We start from the raw sequence: 23,924 nt of genomic DNA, 5'->3' as shown, positions 1-23,924 counted from the left end.
GCTTGCCCGGAGGCAAGTTCACAGGCCGGACTTCCGGTATTCACTCGTGGCTTCCATCGTCGCTCGAGAACTCGCGTTCGCTGCCGCACAGGAGTTGCGTTTGCCACGCGTGAACGCGCGTTCCGAACACCGTGTCATGTGTGCAAGCCATGTGTGCAAGCCATGTGTGCAAGTCAGCTGTGCAAGTCAGCTGTGCACGCGATGCTCGTCCGCGACCTAGGAGCGCCTGTGGCCCTCGTACGCCGTCCGTTCCGAGTCTCCGTGAAGGCGTCGGCGGTTGCCGTCGCCGCGGCGGGACTTGTCTCCCCCGGTGTTGTCGTCGACCAGTACGACAACACCGCAGCCGCCGCGGCCACCATGGCCGCCGCTTCGACGACCGCCGTTCCTCGGCCGATCGCCGACTGGCAGCACGATCGCCTCGCCTCCGGAGTCGATCTGTACCAGGGGAGGATCTCGGGCCGTCCCGGTGCGGACCACTGGACGGTCACGGTGCGCGCCAATGGCGCTCACCTCGCCACCGAGCAGGGCGCGCAGGCGCTGGCGGAGCGACTGCGTGGCGCCGGGTTCAGCGCTCGTAGTGAGCGGGTCGAATGGCCGCGGGGTTCGGACCGCAGGGGGCTGATCGGTGTGCGAGTCCGGGTGGGGCAGTACACCATCCGGACCGAGGCCGACGCGCAGCGTCAGGCCCTCGCGGCCGCGGGGTTCGACGCGATCAGCGAGTGGACCGGAGCGGACGGTGTGCCGGGCACCGGTCTTGCCCAGGTCAAGGTGGCGATCATCGACCCGAAGCGTTACGGCGGTGCGCTGAAGGCCACGTACGGCATGGGTGTCGCCGGCCGGGAGAAGGTGAGCGACATGGCCGTCGGCGACGACGCCCTGCTCGGCGTCAACGCGGGCTTCTTCGTCATGGAGGGCAAGGACGGCGTACCGGGTGCCTCGGCCGGTATCGCCGCGTACGACGGGGAGTTGCAGAGCGCGGCGACCAACGGCCGGATCGCGGCGGTGCTGCGCGGCGACGGTCTGCGCCCGGAGTTCAAGAAACTCCGCACGCAGCTCACGGTCCGAGCGGGCGGGGCGTCCGCGATCGTGGACGGCGTCAACCGCGTGCCCGGCCTGGTCCGCAACTGCGGTGGCGTCGGCGGCGACTCCCCGACCGAGCGGCCGCAGCACGATGTGACCTGCACCGACCCCGACGAGATCGTCGAATTCACCGACGAGTTGGGCGCGGGCACCCCGGCCGGTGACGGCGTCGAGGCGGTGCTCGACGCGAGCGGCCGGGTGCGGGAGGTGCGTCCGCGCGGCGGTGCCGTGCCGGACGGCGGCAGCGTTCTGGCCGGCGTCGGCGAAGGAGCCTCCTGGCTGCGTGCGCACGCGAAGCCGGGCAGCGAACTGAAGGTGCGGCAGCGGATCCTGGACGAGCGCGGCCGCGAGCTCGAACTCGGCCCGCAGGACGACATCGTCAACGGCGGCCCCGAGCTGGTGCGCGACGGAAAGGTCGCGGTGAACTACGGAGCCGACGGCATCGAACGGATCGGCGACCCGTCCTTCGCGTACACCTGGGGCATCAAGCGCAACCCGCGCATGCTCCTGGGCGTCGACCCGCGGGGCCGTGTGCTCCTGGTCGCCGCGGACGGCCGCCAGCCCGGCTACAGCGACGGATTCGGTCTCAACGAAGGGGCGGAGCTGATGAAGTCGCTGGGTGCGGTGCGCGCCATGGCCCTCGACGGCGGTGGTTCGGTCACCACGGTGGTGAACGGCAAGGTGATCAACTCGCCGTCGGACGGCACCGAGCGGGCGGTGGGCGACGCGTTGCTGCTCACCCGCTGACGGCCGGCGTCATCCAGGTCGGCCGGACGACGACAGCCCCCATCTCGTGGCCCGGCCGCCTCCATGTCGGTTACTTCTCGTCGAAGACGAGATCCTCCGGTGCGTGGGTGACCCGTACGGTGTTGCCGTTGGTGACATCGACAACGGTGTCGAGCCCCGTCCACTGTCCGGTGGAGAGGATGAACAGCCGGTCCTCGCGCTGCTCCAGATAGGCACGGAAGCCGTCCAGTGAGGGATCGCCGTCGTTGAGCTGAAGGTAGTCCGCCAAGCGGCGGAACAGCTTGGGCCACAGCACCGCGTGGTCGGTCAGGGTGGACATTCCCTGCACCTTCACCCCGCTCTGGGTCTGGTCCTTGGGCCACAGCCCCTTGCCGGCCTGCCGAGCCTGCTGCGCCGCCGAGGTCATCTCCTCGCGCAGGTCGACGAAAAGCTTCCGGTAGAAGGTGGGGTAGGCCATGCCCTCGGCGAGCTGGTGATGATTGGCGGTCTCGCGCAGATGGTCGACGGTGACATTGACGAACCTGCCGCTGCTGCCGGGAGCGTCGGTGCCGCGGCCGGCGAGGGCCACGCAGCGGCCGTGGACGTCGGCGCTGCGGGTGAGGATGTAGCCGGGCCGGGACTCGGGCCTGCTGCTGGTGACGATGCCGTGGGGGTTGCGCTGCACATCCTCGAAGCCCAGCCAGGACAGCAGTTCGGCTGCGGCCTTGCCTGCGAACGGGTCCGGCTGGTGGAGCTCGGGGCCGCGGGGCGGGCGGTAGTGGGTCTCCAGCGTGTCGATGCCGTCGAGTCGGAGCTGTGCGCCGCCGCTGCGGTTGCGCCGTACCCGCCGCCCGCGCAGCAGGTCCCACTGATCGGGGTCGTCGGGGTAGAAGCGGACCGAGTCACCGTCGGGACTAGCCCCGACGATCTTGTACGTGCCTTTGATCAGCAGCATCGGCATGGCGGCTCTCCTCCTGGTCGCGTGCTGACCTCACCGTGGCCCGATTCGTGGCGGCCCGCACGGCCACGAACCCGGATGAGTATGAAAGTCATACAGTTGGTGGACTGTCTTCTGCACTCGCCGAGGTACAGGTCTGCTTCGTTGGCACCTCTGACAGTGCCTAGTCGCGCACGGGAAGGCGCGCGGGGGCGGTGTTGCTCACCTGCTGGAAGATGACCGAGGTGCGGAAGCCGGTGATTTCGCCGCGCTTGCTGAGCCGGTCGGTGAGGAAGGCGTGCAGGTGGTCCAGATCCTGAACGGCGACGTGAAGAAGGAAGTCGTCGCCTCCGGAAAGCACGAAGACGTGGAGGACTTCCGGCAGGTCACTGGCGAAGACCTTGAAGGCGTCGATGATGGCGCGACTGAGAGGGCGTACCTGAACCGACACAAGCGCCTGAACGCTGCGATTGAGGGCCACGGGGTCGATGTCGGCGTGGTATCCGCGGATGACACCACGGCGATGGAGCGCCCGAACCCGCTCCAGGCAGGTCGAGGGGGCGATGCCGAGTTGCCGGGCGAGTTCGCGGTTGGACTGCCGTGCATCTGTCTGGAGAAGCCGGACGATCTCCGAATCAAGTTCATCCATGGCCGCCTACCGTACCCGATCTTCAGTCAAACGTTCGGCGAAGAGCCTGAGTGATGAGTCAATCGTCCAGTATGGCGTCATCGAAGCGGACGAACGAGAAGTGGACGAACGAAGGGACTGCGGAACTCATGCTCGATCATGAACAGGTCGCGATCCACACCGGTCGGCGCTCCCGGCTGCCGGTCATCGTGGCTGTTCACTCGACGGCGCTCGGTCCGGCGGCCGGCGGCCTCCGGCTCTGGCACTACCCCGACTGGCGGGACGGCCTCACCGACGCGCTTCGCCTGTCGGCGGCGATGACCGCGAAGTTCGCCGTGGCCGGGTTGCCCAGTGGTGGCGGTAAGGCCGTCGTGGCCCTGCCGGAGGGGAGGGAACTCGATGCCGACCGGCGTCGCGACGTGCTCTATGACGTAGCGGACGCCATCGCGTCGCTGGGCGGTGTGTACGCGACCGGGCCGGATGTCGGGACCAGCCCCGACGACATGGCGTTGATCGGGGAAACCACCCCCCATGTGTTCTGCCGGCCGGCCCATCTGGGCGGCAGCGGCGACTCGTCCCCGCACACCGCGCAGGGGACGCTTGCCGCGCTGCGGGCCGTCAGCCGGCGGCTGTACGGCACGTCGAGTCTGAGCGGCCGCGCTCTCGCGGTGGTCGGTCTGGGCCGGGTCGGCGCCGACCTCGCCCGCCTTCTCGCGGCCGAAGGAGCCGCCCTGACGGTGACCGACATCGACCCGGACAAACAGAAGATCAGCGACGAGCTCGGCGCTGTCTGGCGGTCGCCCGACGAGATCCTCGCCGCGGACGTGGACATCGTGGTCCCCGCGGCTCTCGGCTCCACCCTGACCAGGCGGACCGCGGCGGATCTGCGCTGCAGTGCCGTGGTCGGACCGGCGAACAACCAGCTCGCCAAGCCCGATGTCGCAGACCTGCTGCACCAGCGCGACATCCTCTGGGTGCCGGACTATGTCGCAAGCGCGGGCGGAGTCATCAACGCCATCAGCATCGAGCTCCACCACGTCAGTGCCGACGAGGCCCGCGCACGAGTCCGCGCCATCGAGGACACCGTCGACGACCTGCTGGACACCGCGCGGCGCCGGAGCCAGACCCCGGCGCAGGCGGCGAGCGAGCTGGCCCGGCGCCGCCTGTGCGCCGCCTCGGACCCCGCCGGCTCGCCCACGGCGTCGTTACGGTTCCGGGCGGCGGGTCCCGGTGACGCCGAGAACATGGCACTGCTGCACGCCGACAGCTGGCGTCGGCACTACCGCGGCGCGTACTCCGACGCGTTCCTGGATGGCGATGTGGTGGCCGATCGGCGATCTGTCTGGTCGTCGCGCCTCTCCGGCCCGAGCGGCAGTGCGACAGTCGTGGCCGAGGACGGCACCGGGCTTGCGGGATTCGTCCACGTGGTCTTCGACGAGGACGGCCGCTGGGGCAGCCTCATCGACAATCTGCACGTCACCCAGCACCGCCGACGAACGGGCCTCGGCACCGCGCTGCTCTCCCGCGCCGCGGAGGCCGTTGCCGAACGCGCGACGGGCAACGCCATGTACCTCTGGGTGCTCGAACAGAACACGGCGGCCCAGGAGTTCTACCGAGCCCTGGGCGGCACCTGCGTCGAGAAGGCGCCGGTTCCGCCCCCCGGCGGGGTGGCGTCCCGGCTCGCCGGCTCCCCCGCCAAGCTCCGCTTCACCTGGCCCGACGCCTCGCTGCTCGCGCGGACCGGCGGACGGCAAGGCGTACAGCCAACCCGGAGGAGCAGGCCATGACCCCCGACATGAGCACCACCGCCGACCACTACGACCGGCTGCCGCCGAGCACTACATCTGGATGCTGGGCGGCGACGTCCACGAGGTCGCCGCCCGGCAGGTCGCGCTCCTCGCGGAACTCGGCCTGGCGGGGACCGAAAACGACGGGACGGCCATCGACCTGGGCTGCGGCTCCGGCGCACAGACGCTGGCGCTGGTCCGCCTCGGCTTCTCCCCCGTGATCGCCGTGGACACCAGCCGCCGGCTGCTCGACGAACTCGTCTCGTACGTCCGGGGCGACGATAACGTCCGAAGCGCCGAGGCGGTACGGCCAGTGCATCAGCTACCCCAAGCTGCGGATCGCGTCCTCCTGGCTGGTCGAACAGTGCAGGGCGGCGGGACTGGACATCCGCCACGACGCCGCAGACTCCAGGGGGATGCGGATCCTCCACGCCGTGAAGCCCTGACGGGCGTGCATGGCTCTCCTACGACGCCGGCGATGACCGTGGGGTGACGACCTCGCTGAGGACCGCGGTCCTCAGCGCGGTGCCTTCCCGGTCGTCGAACAGCAGGTGCCCCACGCCGACCAGACGCGATGGGCGGCTGCTTCACAATGCTGTACGCGACCGCGGCAGTCACGGCTGCGCGAACCAGCGCGAGCTGAAGGGCGGACATGAGCGATCCCACCAGAAGAGCCGAACTCTTCGGCGGCGCCGACAGCGGTCGCCGGTTCACCGGTCCGACGACCGGCGACGAACGGCGGATGCTCATCGATGTCCTGGGCGCCCAGCGCGCCACGCTGCGGTTGAAGTGCTCCGGCCTGGGCCCGGAGTTGGCCCTGCGGTCCGTGGAGCCGTCCACGCTCTCGCTGCTCGGCCTGGTCCGACGCCTCGCCGATGTGGAACGCCGCTGGTTCCGGCGCGTCCTGGCCGGGCAGGATGCGCCGGCCCTCTTCTCCTCGACCGCCGACCCCGACGAGGACTTCGACGGCGCCACGGACGACCCCGGGGTCGTAGCCGCGGCGTGGGAGGCGTGGCGGACCGAGGTGGCCTTCGCCGAACAGTTCGCCACCGAGGCCCCCGACCTCGATGTCGAGGGCGACGACTCCTGGCGCGGAACGGTGTCGCTGCGCTGGGTCCTCATCCACATGATCGAGGAGTACGCCCGCCACAACGGTCACGCCGACCTGCTCCGCGAACGCATCGACGGAGCGGTCGGCGTGTGAGGCCGGGATCCACTTCGGCCTGGCCGTCGATGCCGAGCGCCGTTCCGTTCAGCCCTCGGCGACGGCGAAGGACCGCGCCGCTCGACATAGGAGCGATGGGACGCCATCGAGCGAAGAGGCCTCCGGAGCCGTACGCCGGTTTCGAGCCTGACCTGATTGAGGCTCAGGTTGTTCTACATCTCCGACACTCGCTGCGGTGCCGTCTAGTAATTTGACCGTGCCAAGAGATAGCCAGCTCAGGCGCCCACCGGGGGTGACCGGCTGCCCTAAGGAGCCGATGTGGCCGACGAAGCGTTCAGCATCGACAAGCGCCCGCTGCGCGATCTTCTGCAGCAGGTTGAGGTCGGCAAGGCCCAACTGCCGGAGTTCCAGAGGGGCTGGGTGTGGCCCTATCCGAACATTGCCAGCCTTCTGGCGTCGATCTCGATGAGCTATCCCGTCGGCACCGTCATGTTGCTCAGGGCGGGTGGCGACGTTCGGTTCAAGTATCGGCCCATCGAAGGGGCCACCCCGGTTGGCGAGCCTGAGCCTGACACGCTCGTGCTCGACGGACAGCAGCGGTTGACGTCCCTGTTCCAGGCCCTGAAGTTGAAAGGCCCAGTGGTCACACAGGACTTGCGCAAGCAGCAGGTGTCTGGCTGGTTCTACGTCGACATGGTCCAGGCACTCGACGAGAACGGCGACCGCGAGGACGCCATCCGTTTTGTGCCGGAATCACGCAAAGTGCTCAACTTCCGGGGCCAAGTCGTCGAGGACTACTCGACTCCCGAGCGCGAGTACGAAGCACATCTTTTCCCACTCCAGGCCGTCTTCGACGGCGGCGACTGGGGTTATGAGTTCACCGACCACTGGGACGGCGACAAGGACAAGCGGAGGCTGTGGCGCGAATTCAACGAGGCATTCGTCCGCCCCTTCGATCGCTACCACGTGCCGGTCATCGAACTAGGGCGGGCGACCCCGCGCCAAGCCGTATGCCAGGTGTTCGAGAAGGTCAACACCGGCGGTGTCACCCTGACCGTCTTCGAGCTGCTGACCGCCACCTACGCGGCGGACGAGTTCGATCTGCGCAATCACTGGGAGCAAGAGTGCCGCTCTGCCTGGAAGGCACCTGAGTACCGCATCCTTCGCGAGGTCTCCAACACCGACTTCCTCCAAGCGGTGACCCTGCTGGCCACGGCCGAGCGGCGTCGGCACGAGGCCGACCGGGGAATGGAGGAAGAGCGTCTGCCACGCATCGGCTGCAAGCGCAAGGACATGCTCGCCCTCTCGCTGGAGGACTACGTACGCTTCGCGCCGTCGGTCATCGCCGGATTCAAGGCGGCGGCGAAGTTTCTGCACCAGCAGTACGTCTTCGATACGAAGTTCCTGCCTTACGGAACCCAGTTGATTCCACTCGCCGCGATCCTGGCTCTGGCCGGGGACGCTGCGCAGAGCGCCGGAGCCCAGCACAAGCTCGCTCGCTGGTACTGGTGCGGTGTGTTCGGAGAGCTCTACGGCGGCTCGACCGAGACCCGGTTCAGCCAAGACCTGCCGGACGTCGTCGACTGGATCCGCGGGGATGCGGTCGAGCCCCGGACCGTCACCGCCGCCCAATTCGCCCCCGGACGTCTGCTGACCCTCCGTACCCGCAACAGCGCTGCCTACAAGGGGATTTACGCTTTGCTGCTCAAGGCTGGGGCCGTGGACTGGCGCACCGGGGAGAAGGCTGAAGTCACCGGGTACTTCGACGAGTCCATCGACATCCACCACATCTTCCCCAAGGCGTGGTGCGACAAGGCGGGATACCAACCCTCTGACTACAACTCGATCATCAACAAGACTCCATTGACCGCCCGCACCAATCGAATCATCGGAGGTGCGGCCCCCTCCGACTACCTCGGTCGCCTGGTCAAGGCCGCGGAAACCCCTCACGAAGGCGTGGCCGAGCGCATCCGCTCCCACCTGGCCCAACCGGAACTCATGGCTACCGACGACTTCGACGGGTTCTTCACCGCTCGCAGGACTGCGCTGCTCCACGAAATCTCGGCCGCAATGGGCAAGGCGATCCTGGATGACGAATCGACTGCCAATGCCCCCGGAATCAGCCTCGACGCGGCGGACGACACCGACGATCTGTGATCCCTACCTCCGTGGCTCCATAGCCGGATCGGCGGCCGGTGGAGCGGATCCATTTCGGCCGCCGCAGTCGACTACGTGTCGAAGGCCGGATGCAGTAAAAGTAGCGCAGCGCTACGTACCAGGTCAGACCAGGGATGGCGCCGCAGGCGGCAGGCGCCTTCTCATCCCTCGCTCCGAGCCTGGCGAGGGGGCAAGGGCTGCGTCGAGCGCTACACGGCGGAAGAGATCAGTGCACGGGACGACTGGATCTGGGTCTGTGCCAAGGTCCAGTGGACGAGGCTCATCAACACCCAGACCCTCGGTCCCCGAGCATCGACCACGTCCACACCATCGCGGCCGGCGGCACTGACACGCACCCGCGCTCCGGCCTACGCAGAGAGCCTCAGGGCAGAGGACATGGTCCGCCGCTCTCAGGCCTTCCACTCACCCGATAGGTATCGCACCAAATTGGCACATCGGGTGCAGCGCTACGAGCGCGAAGGACGTTGATCGCGTACGCATCTGCACCATGGACGTGTACACGCACGTAGTGCGCCCGAGCCTCACCGCGGCGACGCCAGCGTCACCGGCTGCCCAGTACGCACTGACTCGTACGCGGCCAGCACGATCCGCAGGGTGCGCAGCCCCGACGCGCCGTCGGGAGACGGTCGCCGTCCGGTGCGTGCCGCGTCGAGGAACTCGTCGAGCATCGCGGCGTCCAGGTCTGCCCCGCCCGCTTCCCAGCGGTCGCGGCCGGTGGTGGAGTCGAAGCCGCCGAGCAGTGGGGGGAAGGCGTCGAACTCCACGATCGCCTTTTCGCCGACGCAGGTCATGGTGAGCCCGCCCCAGGTCGGGTGGTCCGGCGGATGGCTCCAACTGGCGTCCACGGCGGTGACCACGCCGCTGGGGTACCGGATGGTGACAAGTCCCGCGGTTTCGACGGCTGGTACGGGACCGCCGTCGTCCAGGATGCTGTTCGCCTGGGCGTACACCTCCGCCGCCTGCTCGCCGTCCAGCAGCGCGTCCACGAGGTCGGCGATATGGACGGTGTGGTCGGCCAGTGCTCCGCCGCCCGCCAGTTCCGGGTCGGCGAACCAGGGGTGCGAACGGGCCGGGTTCGAGCCGTTGTTGGCTCCGTGGACGCTGACCAGCCCGCCGAGCGAGCCGTCGGCCAGGGCGCGGCGCAGGGCGGTGAACGCGGGGCTGAACCGTACGGGATAGGCGGTCATCAGCCCGACCCCGGCCTTTTCGCAGGCATCGATCATGGCCCGTGCGTCCGCTTCCGTCGTCGCGAGGGGCTTCTCGCAGAGCACATGTGCCCCGGTCGCGGCGGCCCGTTCGACCAGGTGCCGGTGGCGGGCGTTCTCGCTGGTGACCACCACGGCGTCCGGGCGCAGGGCGAATACCTCGTCCCAGCTGTCGGCGTAGGCGGCGCCCAGCTCTTCGGCGAGGGCCCGGCCGCGGGTGGGGTCGTCCGGCGGGGCGTCGGGGTCGGCGGTGATCAGTTCGATGCCGTCGCGGTCGCGCAGCAGCCTGATGTAGGTCGCCGCGTGTACATGGGCGAAGGACAGTACGGCGACTCTCACTGGTTCATTCCCTCCGTGGGTACGGTCATTGCCTGCGGGGCGAGTTCGACGGTCCGGCCGGTGCGGGCCGACTCCGCCGCGGCCTCGGCGATACGGACGGCCGCCACGCCGTCCCGGCCGCTCACCCGTGGTGCCGGACCTCCCGCGAACGCCTCGGCGAACTCGCGGATCTGGGTGAGGTAAGGCGACTCCCCCAGCTCCCCGAAGCCCTCGACGTCCCCGGCGGGTATGCCGTCCGCCGGTCCGCCGGACGCGGCTCCGGTGATCCGCAGTTCGAGATGGGCCCGGGAGTCGTGCTGGACGGTACCGCCGGTGCCCGACACGTGGAACGTCGTACGGAACGGCGTCGCCGGCGGTCCCCACACCCCTACCACCTGCGTGATGGTGCCTCCCGCGTGAGTGAGTACGGCGGTACCGGTGGCGACCGCCCCTTCCGGGGCCGGGGCGGTGAGATGCCCCTGCTGGCGGGCGTGGACCCGGACGACGTCACCGAAGAGCCAGCGGGCGATGTCCATGTCGTGGATCATCTGGTCCGTCAGGATCCCGCCCGAGCGGGCCGGGTCGGCGAACCAGCCGCTCCAGGTGGGATAGCGGCCGGTGCGGGTGAACCTCGCGACAGCCACCCGGCCCAGGCCGCCCCCGGCGACCAGGTCGCGCAGGCGGGCGTAGGCGGGGAAGAAGCGCACGACATGTCCCGGATACAGCCTCACCCCGGCCGCTTCCGCCGCGTCGGCCATGTCCCCGGCCTCCGCCGCGCTGAGCGCCAGCGGCTTCTCGCACAGGACATGGGCACCGGCCGCGACGGCGACCAGAGTGATCTCCCGGTGAGTGTCGGTCGGGGTGCACACATCCACCACGGCCGACCCGGCGATCGCCTCGGACAAGGAGCCCACGGACGTCGCGCCGAACTCGCGGGCCAGGGCGGGCGCGCGGCCGTCGGGGGCGTGGACGCGCACCCGCGCGCCGAGGGCGGCCCACGCGGGCAGATGCGCGCGGGCGATGCCGCCCGCACCGATCAGCGCCACTTCGAGTTCTGCCATGGAATTCTCCGACCTCCTGTGTGGTGCGCCTTTGTGGGTTCAGCCAATGCGTGGTGAGGCCATGCGTGTTCAGCCCTTCAGGGCGCCGCTGAGCACGCCACTGATGAAGTGCCGCTGGAAGAACAGGTAGACGAGCACCACCGGGGCGATCACGATCAGGGTGGCCGCGGCGAGCAGCGGTACGTCGACGCCGAACTGCCCGGTGAAGAAACCCAGTCCGGCCGGGGCCGTACGTCGGGCCGGGTCCTGGATGAGGATCAGCGGGAGCAGGAACTGGTTCCAGCTCCAGACGAAGTACAGAACGCCCAACGTGGTCACCGCCGGGCGCGAGTTGGGCAGGAGGATCCGCCAGAGCGTCACCCATGACGAGGCGCCGTCGAGCCGTGCGGCTTCCATCAGGCTGCGCGGCATGGTCGCGAAGTGGGCGCGCATCCAGAAGACCCCGAACGGCATGAACGCACCGATCTCCGCGAGGGCCAGCCCCGGCACCGTGTTCGTCAGGCCGACGGCGCGCAGGTCGTAGTAGAGCGGGATGATCGTGCCCTCGGTGGGGATGGACAGGCCGAGCAGCAGATACGCGTAGAGCCGTCCCCGGCCGGGGACGTCCAGGGTCGCCAGCGCGTACCCGGCCAGGGTCGCGCACACCACCGCGGCCGGCACCACGCACAGCGCGATCACCACGCTCGACCGCAGCAAGGTGCCGAACCCCGCCGCGGACCAGGCGCGGGAGAAGTTCTCCAGATGCAGCCCGTCCGGCAGGGCGAAGCCGGTCAGGGGAGCGCCTGCGGGCTGGAGTGATGCCAGCAGCAGGGAGGCGAACGGTACGAGTACGGCGGCCATGAAGAGCGTGAGCACGACGGGTGCCGCCAGCCGCCCGGTGAGCGCCTTTGTACCGGTGGGTGCGGTCACGGCGCCTCCCTGGACAGTCGGCTGATCACCAGAACGGCGAGGGAGATGACCGCCGTCAGCGCGATCGCCAGCGCACTGGCCACACCGACCGCGCCGCCCCCGAAGGCCAGGCGGTAGATGAGGATTCCGGGAACGACGGTGCTGTTGCCCGGGCCTCCTCCGGTGGCGATGTAGATGAGGTCGAAACTGGACAGGGCGGCGATGACGGTGATGGACAGCGCCACCGCGAACTCCGGTCGCAGCAGCGGGACGGTGATCGCCGTGAACTCGCGTACCGGGCCTGCCCCGTCCATCCGTGCCGCCTCGTAGATCTCCTGGTCGATGCGCTGAGTCCCGGACAGGAACAGCACCATGCACAGGCCCGAGACGACCCAGGTCCCGATCAGTCCGACGGCCGGCAGGGCCCAGGTGAAGCTGCCGAGCCAGGCGTCGGTGAGGCCGCCCAGGCCGATCGCGCGCAGCGCCTGGTTGAGGACGCCGTCCTCGGCGTACACCCAGCGCCAGAGGATGCCGACCGCGACCAGTGGGATGACCTGGGGCAGGAACAGCACGGTGCGGACCAGGCCGGTGCCCCGGCGCCCGGCGCGCCGGGACACGATCGCCGCCGAGACCAGCCCCACACAGATCGGCAGGACGGAGAAGAACAGGATCAGTGCGCCGGCATGCCAGGCGGCGGCCCGCAGTTGCGGGTCGTCGGCGATACGGCGGTAGTTGTCGAGGCCGACGAAGGACGGGAGGGTCACGCCGTCCCAGTCGAACAGCGAGAGGTAGGTGGTGTGCAGCAGCGGCAGCACGGCGAAGAGTGTGTACGGCAGCAGAGCCGGCAGCAGATACAGCAACGCCACGGCCCGCCTGCTGCGGCGGCCGGACCGGGCCGTGCGGGGGCGTCGGCGCACGGCACGGTGCTCCCCGTGCTCCCCGTGCTTCGCCGGACGCGGGGCGCCGGGCACGCCGGGAGCGCGGGCGGGATCGGTCAGTCGGTCGGCTGTCGTCATTGGTGGTAGTTGTCGAAGTCCGTCTGGAGACCGGCCAGGAACTTCTCGGCGGTGACCTTGCCGCCGGCGAGAAGTTGCAGCTGGGTGGTGAGGGTGTCGCCCATCGTCGGGCTGGAGGAGTTCTGGATGAACGGCTGCAGGCCGGCGTCCTTGACGATCGCCTGCCAGCCCGTCCGCACATCGCCCAGCAGTCCGGTCTGGCTCGGCATGGCGCCCGCGTCGGGGGCCATGAAGCCCGCTTTGGCGGTGATGGCGGCGGCCTGCGCGTCGGCGGCGAAGTCGAGGAACGCGGCGGCCGCGGCCGCGTTCTTGGACTTGGCGGACACGCAGTAGTACACGCCGGCGCCGGTGGTGCGTACCTTCCCGCCGGAGGTGACGGGCGGCATGTTGAAGTAGCCGGCCCGCTCGCCCAGGCCCTTGGCCACCGCGGCCGCCGCCCAGTTGCCGCTGATCCGGAAGACACCCTCGCCCTTGGCGAAGGCGGCGGTGGCGTCGTTGTCGCTGACGCCGTTGACCTTGGGGGTGACGTAACCCTTGTCCACCCAGCGCTTGAGGGTCTCGGCCGCCTGCTCGGCCTCCGGCAGCACGATGGTGGCGCCCTTGTGCCCGTAGGCCCACGCTTCGCGGTCCCGCGGCTCCAGGTAGGCCGAAAGCAGCACGTTGAAGGGGTGGTTGAGACCGCCGTCGAGATTGCCGGCGACGAGAGCGGTCTCACCGGCCGCCTTGGCCTCGGCGAACATGGCCTCCAACTCCTCCAAGGTGGCCGGAGGGACGGTCAGGCCCAGCTTCTGGGCCTTGGCCTTGTTGTAGTAGACGCCTTCGAACGACAGGCCCGCCCCCACCCCGTACAGGTCACCGGTGCCGACGGTCTTGCCGTCCGGGGTGAGGGTGATCTGGTCCAGGCCGGGGAACTTCTCCGCCCAGCCGTACGCCTTGCCGTACTCGCCGACCTTGAGCAGCAGCCGTCCGGGGATGAGGTTCTGCATCCCAGAGGTGAACTGGGCGATGTCGGGGGCGCTGTCGGCCGACATGGTGGTGTTGATGCTCTTGAGGTAGTCGTCCCAGCCCGTGTACTGGCGCTCGACGGTGATGTTGGGGTGCTTCTCGCGGAAGGCCGCGATGAGCCCCGGCGTCATGGTGGTGTCGTCGGCGTCGGCGACCACCAGCGTGATCTTCTTGTCGGCCGGTACCGCCGTGGAGACGGGGCCGGTGCTGCTCGTGCCGGACGACGAGGCGCCCGGCGTCAGATCACTGCACGCGGTGAGTGCCGCGGCGCCGATCGCGCCGGTGGCCGTGAGGAACGTACGTCTGGAAAGGGGCGACGGGCTGGGGCTGGGGCTCATGAGGTCTCCCGGGCGTGGCGGGACGGGGTGAGCCGACGGCGGGGGCGTCGGCGGGGACGTGATGCATGAGGCCGCGAGGGTGCGCGGCGCGACGGATCCGACGGATGTGACGGATACAGAGGGCGCGAGGAGATCGGAAGGCGCCGTGGGATGGCAGCTCGACCAGTTTCGACTGTTGCTCGATTGCTGCTCGATAATTCGATAAAGCAGTTGCGTTTTATAATCGGAGGGAGTTCGACCCGCGTCAAGGACTCACGGCTGGATTGTTATCGTCGGTGCGGCCGCGCCGGTCCCCGCCGCACCACTCCCCCAGGAGGTTGATCATGCAGGCGATGTGGCCGCTCGGCGGGCCGCCGGAGCCGAACTCTCCCGGGCACGAACTGCCCGCGGTGGTGGGCGTCGCGGACCTGCGTGCCACGAACGCCGCGGCCATCCTCGCCGCCGTCCGCTCGACGGACCCGCACCCCCGGCTCTCCACACTGGCCGAGGCGACCAAGCTCTCCCGCCCCACGGTCGAAGCGATCGTCGAGGAACTGACCGACTGCGGCCTCATCGAGGTCGCCCCGGCCGTCTCCGCCCGTGGCCAGCGGTCGCCCGGCCGCCCGGCCCGCCGGTTCCGGTTCCGCCCGCACGCGGGCTTCGTCGTCGGCGTGGACGTACGGCCCCGATCGGTGAGTGCCTGCCTCGCCGACCTCGACGGCCGGGCGGTGGCCGTCGAGCGCAAGGCGGTGCGCGCCGATCTGGGCGGCCCGGCCCGTGTCCGTGCGGTCACCGCGGTGGTGCGGCGCGCGATCGAACGCTCAGGAGCAGACGCCCGGCGAGTATGGGCCGCGACGATCGGCACCCCCGGCCTGGTGAACCGCAGCAACACCCGTATCCGGCAGGCCGACAACCTCAAGGACTGGGCCGAGGCGGACGTCGTCACCACCCTCCGCGACGCCCTCGGCTGCCCGGTCGCCGTGGAGAACGACGCCAACCTCGCCGCGCTGGGCGAGCAGTGGCGCGGGGTCGGCGGCGCGGCCGACGAGATGGTCTTCGTCCTGCTCGGTGAACGCCTCGGTGCCGGCGTCATCACCGGAGGACGCCTGCTGCGCGGGCACCGCGGCGCGGCCGGCGAGATCGGCTTCATCCGCTTCCCCGGCAGCGCGTCGTCGCAGCCCGGCCTCGAGCCCCTGATCGCGAACGGCGTCGCCCCGGACCGGGCGGACCCGGCACGTCGCGCGGGTGCTGACATCATCCGTGACGCCGCCTCGGGGGATCCGGAAGCGGTCGCGGCCATCACGTCGTACGGTCGGAGACTGGCCGCCGGAATCGCCCCCGTGCTGCTCGCACTCGACCCGGCCCTGGTCGTGCTCGGCACGAGCCTTTTCGCCGCTCCCGGCCTGCTTCCGGCGGGCGAACTCCTCCTGAGCGCCGCCGAGGAGGAAGCCGGCAGCCTCCTCGTCGACCTGCCGCAGTGGCGGCTGTCCTCCCTGGGTGACGAGGCGGTGATCACCGGCGCGGTACGGTTCGCCCTCTCCTCCGTGGAGGAGGTGCTCCGGACGCGGCCGACCCTGCTTCCGGCACGGGGACGGTGACCCGCCTGGCTCGCCGCGTGGCCGACGGTAGCCGAGTTTGTGCTGCGGTGGCGGCGGACGTGGGACGAGGGCGGTCCCCGGGCGCTGCGGTCGCAGGGGCTGGCATCGTTTCCGAGGCTGAGCGAAAAGCAGTTCGCGCAGTTGGAAGCGGAGCTGGCCAAGGGCAAGGTCAGGTGGAAGCGCCGGCCGACAGCCTGGCTCGTCTTCGAGGACGAAGCCGGATTCTCCGTGACGCCGCCGCAGGCGAAGACCTGGTCACAACGCGGACACACACCGGTGGTGCGGGTCCGCGGCCGTTCCCGCAGACGGATATCCATTGCCGCACTGACCTGCTACAAACCCGGCCACCGCTCAAGGCTGATCTACCGGCCACGCAGAGACGACGGCCGACGCTACGGGCGCAAAAGCTTCTCCTGGCGCGACTACCGGGACCTGCTGATCGCCGCCCACCAGCAGCTCGGCGGCCCGATCGTCCTGGTCTGGGACAACCTCAACGTCCACAAAGCCGCCGACCTGCGGCAGTGGGCGGCAGCCAGGGAGTGGCTGACCATCTACTACCTGCCGCCCTACGCACCCGACCTCAACCCCGTCGAAGGCATCTGGTCTCTCCTGCGACGCGGATGGCTCTCCAACGTCGCCTTCAGTACCCCCCGAACACCTCGACCAGCGCATCCGACGCGGCTTATGCCTCATCCAGTACCGCAGTCACCTCATAGACGGCTGCCTCGCCGAGACCGGCCTGACCATCGGACCCGCCTGATCAGCGACACGACACCACGAGTTCAACCTCAAGTAGAGGAGTTCGAGAGGCCGATGGAGAAGCAGCCGACCGAAGCCCGTGCGGCCCGAGGGGCCCTCAGGCCGCCATCAGCGCCGCCAGGGCGCGGTCCATTGCGGCGTTGAACTCTTCTGGCGTCAGCGGCAGACGGGACTTGACGTCCCGACTCCACTGGTCGGCGAGGATTTCGGCGGAGCCTGCCTCAACACCGTCGAGCGCCGCGTCGGCCAGGTCCGACGGAGCGATCTTGTCCACCGGCCAGCCCGCGGCCATGTCAGTGTCGGCCAGGCCGAGGTGTACCGCTGTGACGAGCGTGCCCTGCTCGGCGAGCTCCAGGCGGACGCCGTTGGTCATGGCCCAGGCGGCGGCCTTGGTCAGGTGGTAGGCATTGGCGCCCTTGCCCCCGAACCACGACATGGCGGAGAGGACGTTGACGATCGCGCCCCCGCCGTTCCTGGCGAGCGCCGGCGCGAACTCCCGGATCATTCCCAGGTGGCCGAACATGTTGGTCTCCAGCTCGTGCCGCACCGCGTCCAGCGAACCGGTCACCAGGTCGGTCCCCGTACTGATTCCCGCGTTGTTGATGAGTAGCGAGACGTCCGGGGCGGCCTCGGCGGCGGCCCTCACGGATGCGGGATCGGTGATGTCGAGGGGCAGCACCTCGACCCCGGGCAGGTCCACGGTCTCCGGTCGGCGGGCCGTCGCGTAGACCGTGCGGGCGCCCCGTTCGAGCAGGCGCTGGGCGAAGGCGCGGCCCAGGCCGCGGTTGGCTCCGGTGACAAGGGCGACGGAGTTGTTGATATCCATGGCCGGTACGCTAAAACCTGACGCTAGCGTCAGAGGCAAGTGCTGGTCGTCAGGGCCAGGGGTGAGAGGAATCACCATGACTGTCACAGCGGCCGCGGCCGAGCGGTTGATCCGCATCGGCGAGGTGGCACGAGGTGCCGGCGTCTCGGTGCGCGCCGTGCGCTACTACGAGCAGCAAGGGCTGCTCATCGCGGAGCGCAGCCCGTCCGGCCAGCGCCTGTACCGGCAGGACGCCATCCCCCTGGTCCGCTTCTTCCAGCAGATGTTCGCCGCCGGCCTGACCAGCCGGAGGATCACCGAACTCCTTCCGTGCTGGGACGCCGGGCACACCGACGCCGAGCAACGAGCCATGCTGCGAGCCGAGCGCGAGCGCATCCAGGCCAAGATCGACGACCTGCAGGCCGCCCTTGACCACCTCGACAAGGTCATCGCGATCACGGACACGCACCCGTAGGCGCGGTCGGCCAGACGTCTCATCAGCGATCTGACCTCGCTGTCTTGGTTGGGGCGATGAGGAGTCGTTGAGGGGGAACTGTTGTCGGATGGCCGACGCGATTTTCGGTGTTCGGGCAGGGCGGAGACCAGCGCGGTGGTCTGGTTCTCCAGGATCTTTCCGGTCGTAGGCCGTCAGGGTTTGCCGGTCAGCTGGCAGGACGGTGTAGTGCGGCCATGCGATGGAAGGCCTTGACCCCTGATGCTGGACACACGAGACACTGGATCCTGAGGATCTGAGAACGGACATCTCGTGGTCATGAAGAACTATCCGCCGCAGTTCAAGGCGGACGCGGTCGCGCTGTACCAGTCGCGGCCCGGGGCAACGATCAGGTCGGTTGCCGCCGATCTGGGGATCAAGAACTGCTGACGTTCGGCGGTCAGCCCGCCCCTTGTGGATACCGCGTGTCTCCGGTGATACCGCGGCCGACGGCCAGCCGTCAGCCCCTACGACACCACGAGTTCAACCTCAGTAACACACAGCCGCCTCCACCTCGACAGAAACCTGATGCGGACACGAGGCCGGCCTACGGGAACGGCCCGCCAGACCAGCCAGACCCGAAGCCTCATACCTCGACTTCCACCCGCTGACCGTCTGCCTGGACACCCCCAGCTGCGCGGCGACCTCCGTCACCGTCGCACCCGCCAGCACCGCCAGGACAGCCCGGTATCTCTGTTCGACAACCGACAACTCCACCAGCGCCAATCCCGGCCTCCCCACACACGCCGCAACGACGCGCACAGAAAAGCCGAACACGGCTACTGTCACCCATCAGCTGGGACCGAAGTGTCAAGCATCTCCCGGGACCGGACAAACCCCACCCCACAGACTGAGTTACAACTTTCTCTACGGGTTCAAGTGCGGCTCGCTCCGCTCCCCGCGCGCGGCCCGGCCCCCGGCCGGGCCTGCGCTCCAGTCTCCGCCCCGCTCCAGCCCGGCCGGCGCCCGTGCCGTGCCCACAGCAATCAGCCACTCGATTCCAGAGAATGGGGTCATCGTGGCCGAGTAGCCGCCTCAGCGATCCTCAGTCGCTCGCAGGGCTCTTGACCCGCGAAGCCCATGGCTGCCCCTGCTGCGTCCTGGAGACTCAGCCCTGATCAACCCTGCAGGCGCCAGCCAACCAAAGCATGCTAAGACAGCTTTCGCACGATACTGTCATACTTGTTCTGAATGTGATCCTCTTTGATTTTTCCATTTTTCGCCTGCCTAAGGGCTCGTAACACGATCTTGTGGATGTGCGCTGGTGGGGCGTGCCTAGAGCTCGTAACCCGATCACGATCCGGTCTTCTTGAGGCGTGTCCAGCAGATGAGGCTGCAGGCCAACGAGACGAAGGCGTCGTGGAGTTCGATACGTCGTTCCCAGCGGTCCGCGAGGCGTTTGAACTGGTGGAGCAGGGCGAAGGTCTGCTCGACGACGTAGCGGAGCTCGCCCGGGCCCTTGATGTTCGGGGCGCTCTCGCGGGAGATCACCGCCTGGATGCAGCGGCGTTGCAGCTCACCGCGCACAGCCTTCGAGTCGTACGCCTTGTCGCCCAGGAGGTACTCCGGCCGCCGCCAAGGCCGGCCGGTTCGTCCGGCGACGGGCGGGATGCCGTCGACGAGGTCGAGGGATTGGGTGATGTCGTTGACGTTGGCGGCGGTCGTTAGGACGTGCAGCGTGGTGCCCTTGCCGTCGTAGATCAGCTGGTGCTTGCTGCCCGTCTTCCGCCGGTCGACCGGCGACGGACCGGTCGCGGCTCCCCCTCTCTCGCGCGCACGTGGGAGCCGTCCACGCACGCGCGGGTCGTCGGCGGTGATGGGGCTTCCTGGATTCGGCCAGAGTTGCTCTTCCTCCTCAGTTGATCCGGTTTGGAGGGTGTGGAGGGCGTGGGGATCATGAGCCTGTCAGGGACGCCATGTGGGCAGCTTCCGTGCCAGGCGGGACGGTTCGATCATGTGGCCCAGCCGGTGCGGGTAGCGGACCCTGAGTGCTGCGGCCGCCACGGTCGCGGCAGCCAGGACGACGCTTGCCAGCAGCAGGGCTGCCGAGTAGCCGGTTCCCAGCAGCGGCTGGGAGATCAGGGGGCCGATGATCTGCCCGATCCCGTAGCCCGCCGTCAACAGCGCGACGGCTCGTGGCACTTGGAGGTGCTCACCGAGGGCCAGTGCCAGGGAGGTGATGCCCACGAACGTGCCGCCGAAGGCAGCCGCTGCGACGAGCGCGCTGACACTGCCGGGAACCAGCCCGGTCAGGGCGATACCGGCGGCCTGGAGCAGCAGGGCCGACGCCAGTAGGGTGGGGCGGCTGAACCGCCGGGCCAGGGCTGTCCACAGTGCCGAACCGGGGATCGCGGCCAGTCCGACGACGACCCACGCCCCTGCGCCGACCCAGCCGGGGGCGTCCTGGGTGATCGAGGCAACGAGGAAGGTGCCGGCGATGATGTAGCCGATGCCTTCGAGGGTGTAGCTGAGCGCCAGCGCGGCGAACCAACGGTGGGTACCGGTGCGGGTCTTCGCCTTCGCGCCGGCTGGCTGCGGAGCAGGCGCGGCGAGTTTCCATGAGGCGGCGGTCAGCAGCAGCGTGAGGAAGGTCGCGATCCACCACGCCGTACGCCAAGTCGCCACCTCGCGGACGGCCAGGACCAGCAGTCCCGAGAGCACGATGCCGGCGCCAATACCGCCGAATCCCCAGCCGATCAGGTGCGGTGCTGATCGGCGCAGTCCGGACAGAAGGGCTCCGACCGCGTAGACGAAGGCGAGTGCGCTGGTGAACCCGGCGATGAGGCGCAACCCTGCCCAGGCCGTGACGTCCTGCGTGAGTGGCATCAGGGCGAGCGAGGCAGTCATCGCGATCATCGAGGTACGCATCACCAGACGCGAGCGGACCAGCCGGGGCGCGAAGCTGCCGGCCAGCGCGCCGGCCAGGTAGCCGACATAGTTGGCTGTCGCCAGGTCCGCACCGCTCGTGGCCGACAGGCCGGCCTGGTCGTGCATCAGCGGCAGGATCGGGGTGTAGACGAAGCGGCCGACCCCGTTGCTGGCGGCCAGCGCTGCGGCCCCCTGGAGTGCTATGAGCCACGGTGCGGGTCCGGGAAGGCGGCGTTCGACAGAAGGTTGTTCGAGGGTGAGCGTCACGAAAGGGTCCTTTCTGGAAGTCCCTGGCACGGTGCGGCCGGATCGGGCGGCGGCATCTTCGGCGCCAGGTCCGCGGCGGCATCGCCGCCGAGACCCTTCGCGGCCCATGGGTGGCATCAGCAGGGTGGAAGCTGGGTGTCTGACTTCTGGTCACGGCGCCGCCTGTGCAGCGCAGCGCCTGCTCGTTGCCCGGCCGGCTCCCTGCCTCGGGGCTTCGGACCGGCCGAAGCCGCGGCCGGTCCGAAGCCGCGGCGGGCGCCGACTGGGCTGCGTCGGCGGCTCCTGCAGGCCCCGGCCGTCCATGAGTGTCGTCTGGTCCGCTCCCGTGCCGTGAGCGCCGGCGGAGAAGACGACTGCGTCATGGCCGGCCACTATGGCTGCGAGCTCCCCGACGGAGTCGGCGGTCAGGTCGCCGCTGACCGGTGTGGGTCCTGCGGCTCGGATGGTGTCCGTCTGCGCTGGACTGCGGTGCAGACGGACACCTTGTCGTCTCAGCGGTCGTGGGTGTCGTCGACTCCTTCGACGATGAGGACGCGGTAGTCGGCACCGGCTTGGCGGTGAGGCAGTGCTGCCTGGTAGGCGCGGCTCTCGTACCAGGCCCGCGCGTCCTCGACGCTCGGGAAGCGGTGGATCAGCACTCCGTCGAACGGCGTGCCCTCCAGGGTTTGGATCGCTCCGTATCCGACGACCGGTGTGATCTGGTGGCCTGCCCGGGCCGCCCGGGCCGAGCTGGCGTAGAGGGCCAGCTCGGCCGGGTCGGCCACGCGCTCGCGGAGCATGACGACGTAGGCGCTCACACGCCGTCCTTGGTGACCAGCTCGATCAGGGCGTCGGCTGCGGGAGCCGAGGAGGCCGGGTTCTGCCCGGTGATCAGCAGACCGTCCTTGAGGACGTAGGGCTGCCAGTCGCCGGCCTTGGAGTAGACGCCTCCGAGCTTGGTGAGTTCGTCCTCGACCAGGAAGGGAACGACGTCGGTGAGCTGGACGGCCTCCTCCTCACTGTTGGCGAATCCGGTGACCCGCCTGCCCGCCACCAGTGGGGTGCCGTCGTCGTTGACGGTGTGCCGCAGGACGCCGGGTGCGTGGCACACGAGTCCCACCGGCTTGCCCGAGCGGAGGGTGGTCTCGATCAGCCGGGCGGAGTCGGTGTCCTCGGCCAGGTCCCAGAGCGGTCCGTGCCCGCCGGGGTAGAACACCGTGTCGAAGTCGCCTGCCGCCACCGAGTCGAGGCGCACGGTGTCCGCCAGTGCCTTGGTGGCCTCGGGGTCGGCCTCGAAGCGCCGGGTGTCGTCGGTCTGGAAGCCGGGCTCGTTGCTCTTGGGGTCCAGCGGCGGCTGCCCGCCCTTGGGCGAGGCGAGCGTGATCTCCCAGCCGGCCTCCTTGAAGCGGTAGTACGGCGCCGCCAGCTCCTCCAGCCAGAACCCGGTCTTACGATCGGTGTCCCCCAGCTCGTCGTGCGAGGTGAGAACGATCAGAACCTTCATGACACACTCCTTGTGAGTTAGTAGACCAGTCTACTATTAGGTGAAGCGGGTCCCCACGACCGGTTCGGGCGTGGGGCGCGGGCCTTCTACAGGTGCAGAAGCTTGCGGGTCACCGCTGTGGCAGTGTCGAGCGGAGCCAGGCTGCGGTGGATCTTGGCCATGACGCTGGCGCCGAGCCACATGTCGTACAGGGCCTGGGCGACGTCGCGGGCCTCGCCGTCGACGGAGAGGGAGCCGTCCTCCAGGCCACTGGTGATCGTGCGCTCGATGCGGTCGACTATGGCGCTCGTGCCTTCCTTCAGGGCCAGGCGCATCGACTCGGACAAGTCCGCGACCTCAGCGCCGAGTTTCACGGCCAGGCACTTGCCCTGGCACTCCTCGAGGCTCTGCGTCTCGCGCCACTGCTGCCAGTAGGCCATCAGCCGCTCGGCCGCCGACTGGCCGGACCCGGCGAGAATGCCGTCCATGTCCGCGAGGTAGTCCGCGAAGTAGCTCTTCAGGATCGCTTCACCGAAGGCGTCCTTCGAGGCGAAGTAGTGATAGAAGGACCCCTTCGGCACGCCGGCCTCCGCGAGCACCTCATTGATGCCGACAGCCGAGTAACCCTTGCGGGCCATGATCCGCTGGGCGGTATCAAGGATGATCCGACGGGTGTCTGTAGTGCGCGTGGTGACCGACATGTAGGAACCATAGCGCCTGAGTAGACCAGTCGTCTAGTGGGGTTGCGGCAGAGGGCGACAGCACCGCAACAGGGAGATGAGACCGAACGACCTCACTCAAAGGGTGGGGAGAACCACCGAGCAGGCTTGGCCACCAACAAGATCGCGGGTGGCCGTTTTCAGGAAGCGTCATCAGCGGTGCGCGCCCCGAAGGCGCGATGTCCTTCGGGGCGCGCGGCAGGGGTTTCGGGTCAGGCGTTGTAGCCGCCGTGGGCGTCCAGCACCGCGCCCGTGACGTACGACGCGGCGGGGCTCGCCAGGAAGGCGATCGCCGCGGCGATTTCGTCGGGGTGCCCCATGCGTTGCAGGGACAGCGAGCTGACCAGGGCCTTGAGGGTCTCGGGGTCCGGCGGTTGCATGCCGCCCTCCATCAGTCCGGCCTCCACGACGTTGGCCGTGATGTTCCGGGGCCCGAGGTCGCGTGCGACCCCCATGGTGTACCGCTCGATCCCTGACTTGGTCGCCGAGTAGTCGGCAGCTCCCGGGACACCGACCCGGGAGCCCAGTCCGGAACTCACCGTGATGATGCGGCCGCCCGCGCGCAGCACTCGGGAGGCGGCCCGGATGACGGCGATCACGCCGAGGTAGTTGGTGGCGTGCATCCGGTCCAGTGCGGCGGTG

At 69.2% G+C, this 23,924-nt stretch carries 22 protein-coding genes and 2 pseudogenes; 8 read left to right on the top strand and 16 right to left on the bottom strand.

Going from position 1 to position 23,924, the window contains the following annotated elements:
• The first annotated feature begins 228 nt into the window (after positions 1–228).
• Entirely contained in the window at positions 229–1,827 is a 1,599-nt protein-coding gene (locus CLM62_RS38425; protein WP_218835657.1) for a phosphodiester glycosidase family protein, read from the top strand.
• A 70-nt stretch (positions 1,828–1,897) separates the two neighbouring features.
• On the opposite strand, the gene CLM62_RS38420 is transcribed toward CLM62_RS38425, so the two are convergent.
• A complete protein-coding gene (locus CLM62_RS38420; protein WP_095754517.1) occupies positions 1,898–2,767 on the bottom strand; it encodes a nuclease in 870 nt (289 codons plus the stop codon).
• Between the two features lie 160 nt (positions 2,768–2,927).
• Positions 2,928–3,392, bottom strand: coding sequence for an Lrp/AsnC family transcriptional regulator (locus CLM62_RS38415; protein WP_095754516.1), 465 nt, complete (start codon positions 3,390–3,392; stop codon positions 2,928–2,930).
• Between the two features lie 128 nt (positions 3,393–3,520).
• Between CLM62_RS38415 and CLM62_RS52325 the strand changes: the two genes are divergently transcribed.
• Positions 3,521–5,158, top strand: a complete 1,638-nt coding sequence (locus CLM62_RS52325) for a GNAT family N-acetyltransferase (RefSeq protein WP_257004327.1) — start codon at positions 3,521–3,523, stop codon at positions 5,156–5,158.
• A gap of 28 nt (positions 5,159–5,186) precedes the next feature.
• On the opposite strand, the gene CLM62_RS50440 is transcribed toward CLM62_RS52325, so the two are convergent.
• Complete coding sequence (locus CLM62_RS50440) at positions 5,187–5,477, bottom strand: hypothetical protein (RefSeq protein WP_179382405.1); 291 nt, start codon at positions 5,475–5,477, stop codon at positions 5,187–5,189.
• 333 nt (positions 5,478–5,810) lie between these two features.
• Between CLM62_RS50440 and CLM62_RS38395 the strand changes: the two genes are divergently transcribed.
• Positions 5,811–6,362: a DinB family protein gene (locus tag CLM62_RS38395; RefSeq protein ID WP_095754515.1), complete on the top strand. Its 552-nt coding sequence runs from the start codon at positions 5,811–5,813 to the stop codon at positions 6,360–6,362.
• 279 nt (positions 6,363–6,641) lie between these two features.
• Positions 6,642–8,480 carry a DUF262 domain-containing protein gene (locus CLM62_RS38390; protein WP_095754514.1) on the top strand — a complete coding sequence of 613 codons (1,839 nt, stop codon included), beginning with the start codon at positions 6,642–6,644 and terminating at the stop codon, positions 8,478–8,480.
• Positions 8,481–9,022: 542 nt separating this feature from the next.
• Here the strand turns inward: CLM62_RS38390 and CLM62_RS38380 are convergent.
• The 5 genes from CLM62_RS38380 to CLM62_RS38360 all read right to left on the bottom strand — a co-directional run bounded on the left by CLM62_RS38380 (position 9,023) and on the right by CLM62_RS38360 (position 14,332).
• Entirely contained in the window at positions 9,023–10,045 is a 1,023-nt protein-coding gene (locus CLM62_RS38380) for a Gfo/Idh/MocA family protein (protein ID WP_095754513.1), read from the bottom strand.
• The gene (locus CLM62_RS38375) at positions 10,042–11,085 is read right to left on the bottom strand and encodes a Gfo/Idh/MocA family protein (RefSeq protein WP_095754512.1); all 1,044 of its coding nucleotides are present in this window, start codon (positions 11,083–11,085) and stop codon (positions 10,042–10,044) included. Before CLM62_RS38375 ends, CLM62_RS38380 begins: the two co-directional genes overlap by 4 nt.
• A gap of 69 nt (positions 11,086–11,154) precedes the next feature.
• On the bottom strand, positions 11,155–11,994 hold the full coding sequence (locus CLM62_RS38370; protein WP_257004325.1) for a carbohydrate ABC transporter permease: 840 nt from the start codon (positions 11,992–11,994) through the stop codon (positions 11,155–11,157).
• Entirely contained in the window at positions 11,991–12,989 is a 999-nt protein-coding gene (locus CLM62_RS38365; protein ID WP_095754511.1) for a carbohydrate ABC transporter permease, read from the bottom strand. The genes CLM62_RS38370 and CLM62_RS38365 overlap by 4 nt, the downstream gene beginning before the upstream one ends.
• Positions 12,986–14,332: an ABC transporter substrate-binding protein gene (locus CLM62_RS38360; RefSeq protein WP_095754510.1), complete on the bottom strand. Its 1,347-nt coding sequence runs from the start codon at positions 14,330–14,332 to the stop codon at positions 12,986–12,988. The genes CLM62_RS38365 and CLM62_RS38360 overlap by 4 nt, the downstream gene beginning before the upstream one ends.
• Positions 14,333–14,655: 323 nt before the next feature.
• On the opposite strand from CLM62_RS38360, the gene CLM62_RS38355 reads away from it, so the two are divergent.
• Both CLM62_RS38355 and CLM62_RS38350 read left to right on the top strand, forming a co-directional pair.
• On the top strand, positions 14,656–15,909 hold the full coding sequence (locus CLM62_RS38355; protein WP_095754509.1) for an ROK family protein: 1,254 nt from the start codon (positions 14,656–14,658) through the stop codon (positions 15,907–15,909).
• Between the two features lie 228 nt (positions 15,910–16,137).
• A pseudogene (locus tag CLM62_RS38350) lies at positions 16,138–16,669 on the top strand (transposase).
• Positions 16,670–16,765: 96 nt separating this feature from the next.
• Here CLM62_RS38350 and CLM62_RS38345 read toward each other — a convergent pair.
• On the bottom strand, positions 16,766–17,494 hold the full coding sequence (locus CLM62_RS38345) for an SDR family oxidoreductase (protein ID WP_095754508.1): 729 nt from the start codon (positions 17,492–17,494) through the stop codon (positions 16,766–16,768).
• Positions 17,495–17,570: 76 nt separating this feature from the next.
• On the opposite strand from CLM62_RS38345, the gene CLM62_RS38340 reads away from it, so the two are divergent.
• Complete coding sequence (locus CLM62_RS38340) at positions 17,571–17,948, top strand: MerR family DNA-binding transcriptional regulator (RefSeq protein ID WP_095754507.1); 378 nt, start codon at positions 17,571–17,573, stop codon at positions 17,946–17,948.
• Between the two features lie 297 nt (positions 17,949–18,245).
• Complete coding sequence (locus CLM62_RS49540) at positions 18,246–18,356, top strand: transposase (RefSeq protein WP_143659221.1); 111 nt, start codon at positions 18,246–18,248, stop codon at positions 18,354–18,356.
• A 105-nt stretch (positions 18,357–18,461) separates the two neighbouring features.
• Here CLM62_RS49540 and CLM62_RS38335 read toward each other — a convergent pair.
• The 7 genes and pseudogenes from CLM62_RS38335 to CLM62_RS38300 all read right to left on the bottom strand — a co-directional run.
• Positions 18,462–18,677, bottom strand: a pseudogene (locus tag CLM62_RS38335) (helix-turn-helix domain-containing protein); the annotation flags it as partial.
• A 582-nt stretch (positions 18,678–19,259) separates the two neighbouring features.
• Complete coding sequence (locus tag CLM62_RS38330) at positions 19,260–19,763, bottom strand: transposase (RefSeq protein ID WP_179382404.1); 504 nt, start codon at positions 19,761–19,763, stop codon at positions 19,260–19,262.
• 108 nt (positions 19,764–19,871) lie between these two features.
• Complete coding sequence (locus tag CLM62_RS38325; protein ID WP_373559227.1) at positions 19,872–21,101, bottom strand: YbfB/YjiJ family MFS transporter; 1,230 nt, start codon at positions 21,099–21,101, stop codon at positions 19,872–19,874.
• Positions 21,102–21,592: 491 nt separating this feature from the next.
• Positions 21,593–21,898 (bottom strand): DUF1330 domain-containing protein, encoded by a 306-nt coding sequence (locus CLM62_RS38315; protein WP_095754504.1) that lies wholly within the window; start codon positions 21,896–21,898, stop codon positions 21,593–21,595.
• Complete coding sequence (locus tag CLM62_RS38310) at positions 21,895–22,584, bottom strand: type 1 glutamine amidotransferase domain-containing protein (RefSeq protein WP_095754503.1); 690 nt, start codon at positions 22,582–22,584, stop codon at positions 21,895–21,897. The genes CLM62_RS38315 and CLM62_RS38310 overlap by 4 nt, the downstream gene beginning before the upstream one ends.
• An 86-nt stretch (positions 22,585–22,670) precedes the next feature.
• On the bottom strand, positions 22,671–23,264 hold the full coding sequence (locus tag CLM62_RS38305; protein ID WP_095754502.1) for a TetR/AcrR family transcriptional regulator: 594 nt from the start codon (positions 23,262–23,264) through the stop codon (positions 22,671–22,673).
• Positions 23,265–23,494: 230 nt separating this feature from the next.
• On the bottom strand, positions 23,495–23,924 hold a 430-nt coding region (locus tag CLM62_RS38300; protein WP_143659220.1), incomplete at its 5' end, for an SDR family NAD(P)-dependent oxidoreductase.

It is taken from the genome of Streptomyces sp. SA15 (genome assembly GCF_002291145.1).
Lineage (GTDB): Bacteria > Actinomycetota > Actinomycetes > Streptomycetales > Streptomycetaceae > Streptomyces.
This window is presented reverse-complemented; position numbering and strand designations above follow the sequence as displayed.